Here is a 2,492-nt window from a genome sequence, read left to right as displayed (position 1 = left end):
ACTTTTTCTATTCCACTTGCGGTTTGAAGTGTGATGGTTGGACAATCCATAAGTTTCTTTTGGATTTTGTCTTGATACGGTAGCAAATTTCCACCTGCTGCACGTCTATAAATCCACCCTTTTTGCTGTAAGAAGAGAATGAACTGTTTTGGTTGCATCTCGAGTATTTTAGCGGCTTCTGTAAGACCGAAGAGTCCATTATGGCGCTGTAAGCTTTCAAGAGCAGCTGCTTTTGGTTTAAGGATACTCACTTCACTTTTTAAGGTCTCTAATTGTGTGACGCTTTCTAAAAGAAGTTTCTTAACAAAGAGAGGATCTTCTAAAGCGTTTGCAAGGTCTAAAGGTTTCTTTGCACGCCGTTCACATTCAATAAAATATTGACGGGCTTGTTTACCTTTTTCATTACGCTCTACCATGGCGAGCTCTTTTGCCATGTCTAATGTGAGGTGATAGTCTATAGCTGTAACAGCTCTAGATTTTGCGCTCCCCAATTTTGGGGACCGCAAATCTTGTGTTTTTATGAAATCAGTTCTCTCTTCAAATTCATATTGATGAATACGGTCCTTAATCCAAGTAGAGAAATCTTTCCCAATTTCCAAAAATTCATGCAATTCACGAGCGTTGACCGTTTGAACGGTTTCGTGTTTGATTGTATTGTGCTGGATAGCAATAGGCTTTTCCATTACGAACCTCATGTTGATGGGATTGATGAATGAAAGGAGGCGCTTTTAAAAGCGCCCTTTAGAATTTTTAAAGCACATCACATGGGCGCAAACGGTGTTGTTGTTCGTAAGTACCAAACATCTCATCATTATATTTTTCGTCTGCTAAATCAGATAAAAGGTCATGGTAAGCAACACTCTCGCGTACAAAGTCATGAACTTTACTCTCCTCATGGAGATGTTCGATATTTTCTTTTACATATGCTTCTGCAATTTCTTCAGAGATATCTTCACAATTATTCTCAGAAGGATTGATGCGAAAGATTTGGATTGCATCATCTGCCTCGTCAATAATTTTTAGAACTTGGCTTTCATCTAGTGGTCCAGACCGACCAATGTTTTGATCATCATTATAGACAACTAATAAAATTTCATCAGAATTTATAAGAATTGGATTTTCCATAATTTCTCCTCCCTAACGCCTCTTGGCGATTGTTTGTGCGTAGTTTATGGAATATATTAGTACATTATGCACTAAAGATAGTCAAGTACATAATGTACTATTTTTTTAAAAAAATAAAAAAATGACGAATCACGGCATAATTTAGAGAATCAAAAGTTTGCTGTTTACTGATAAAAATCAAGCAAACTTGCTTCAATCTGTTGATGGCAATCTAATCGATAACGTGAACAGAGAATCATATTTTGTTTACATATCAAGAATAGTGCGCCGTACACGACCTATTATAGAGATAGCGCCTTCAAGTTTTGGAGCCTTTATTGTTTTGTCGTATGAAGCAGGCTGAAAAGGAGGATCATCATTAGGTCTGTATCGTTTATATGTCGCTTGTCCAGATTCATCTGCAATTACATAGCAGGCATTAGGCACAAGTTTTTTGTCTCGCATATTTACAAATATTATAGAATCTGGAGGGCTAATTTTATTCATAGATGCGCCATCTACACGTAAAGCAATCCATTCACCGGCAGGAAGATTAACAGCCTCTGTCATAGGATAATCTGAAAAATCCATTATCCCATCTTGCTCGCTTAATTCTCCAGCGCTAATCCATGAAACGACAGGAATACTTATATTGAGGTTAGGATTTTCTTGAGGAGACTCGCCATACAAAATCCACCCCGGATCTACATTAAATACTTGTCCATAGAGCTCGGCTATTTGGCGCGAAATACCACGATTTCCATTTTCGTGACTAATTAGGGTATTTTGATTAAGAGCTGGTATAGCGCGCGCAGCTTCGCTTGGTGTTGCGTATCCAGCATTCTTACGCGCTATTTTAAGTCTATCTTTTGGCAAATAAGTCATTTGTACATTATCCACTATTTTTTTAATTCATTGTGTACGATTTTATCTTGATTTAAAATTGTACGTAATGTACTGTTCGTGTCATGGTTAATGATTTTTATGTCAAAAGTTTGATTGAATCTTGGGGATCTATACGCCAATTTGCAAAAGAAATTGGTTGTAGCTATGAGGCTGCGCGTAAAATGCGTGATCGCAATAGTATTTCTCCAAAATACTGGAATATAATTATTCAGTTGTCTAAAGCCAAGGGTCTATCTTGGGTTACACTAGATTGGTTCCTACATAATTATGGGAGTAAATCCCATAGAGTTGTTCGTCCAATGACAAAACGAAGAAAAGATACGCTTCATCTGGTGGAGAAAATTAGTACAGCAAATGCATCACAAACAGTAATATCTTCTCATATTGCTGCTCATACAGATAATGATGAACATCAACAGCAGCATTCACATTCTTAAACAGGCAAAAATAAAGAGATCAAATTAATAGATTACGCGTCATCA

At 37.1% G+C, this 2,492-nt stretch carries 4 protein-coding genes; 1 reads left to right on the top strand and 3 read right to left on the bottom strand.

Annotated elements, in window-relative coordinates:
• From ACFIKU_RS09500 to ACFIKU_RS09490, 3 genes are all read right to left on the bottom strand, one after another.
• A partial coding sequence (locus ACFIKU_RS09500) for an antA/AntB antirepressor family protein (protein ID WP_375657358.1) occupies positions 1 to 683 on the bottom strand: 683 nt, incomplete at its 3' end.
• A gap of 67 nt (positions 684 to 750) precedes the next feature.
• The gene (locus tag ACFIKU_RS09495) at positions 751 to 1,125 is read right to left on the bottom strand and encodes a hypothetical protein (protein ID WP_375657349.1); all 375 of its coding nucleotides are present in this window, start codon (positions 1,123 to 1,125) and stop codon (positions 751 to 753) included.
• 246 nt (positions 1,126 to 1,371) lie between these two features.
• Positions 1,372 to 1,989, bottom strand: coding sequence for a S24 family peptidase (locus ACFIKU_RS09490; protein ID WP_012754749.1), 618 nt, complete (start codon positions 1,987 to 1,989; stop codon positions 1,372 to 1,374).
• 83 nt (positions 1,990 to 2,072) lie between these two features.
• Here ACFIKU_RS09490 and ACFIKU_RS09485 point away from each other — a divergent pair, with 83 nt between their 5' ends.
• Complete coding sequence (locus ACFIKU_RS09485) at positions 2,073 to 2,447, top strand: hypothetical protein (protein WP_375657357.1); 375 nt, start codon at positions 2,073 to 2,075, stop codon at positions 2,445 to 2,447.
• Positions 2,448 to 2,492 lie beyond the last annotated feature (45 nt).

The organism is Bartonella sp. CM120XJJH, assembly GCF_042194715.1.
In the GTDB taxonomy this organism is placed as follows: Bacteria; Pseudomonadota; Alphaproteobacteria; order Rhizobiales; family Rhizobiaceae; genus Bartonella.
Note: the sequence above shows the minus strand (reverse complement) of the source record. Positions and strands in the feature narration are given on the sequence as shown.

Coding starts and splice junctions, on each gene's coding strand:
- ACFIKU_RS09485 (WP_375657357.1), top strand. CDS start 2,073: ATGGTTAATGATTTTTATGTCAAAAGTTTGATTGAATCTTGGGGATCT.
- ACFIKU_RS09490 (WP_012754749.1), bottom strand. CDS start 1,989: ATGACTTATTTGCCAAAAGATAGACTTAAAATAGCGCGTAAGAATGCT.
- ACFIKU_RS09495 (WP_375657349.1), bottom strand. CDS start 1,125: ATGGAAAATCCAATTCTTATAAATTCTGATGAAATTTTATTAGTTGTC.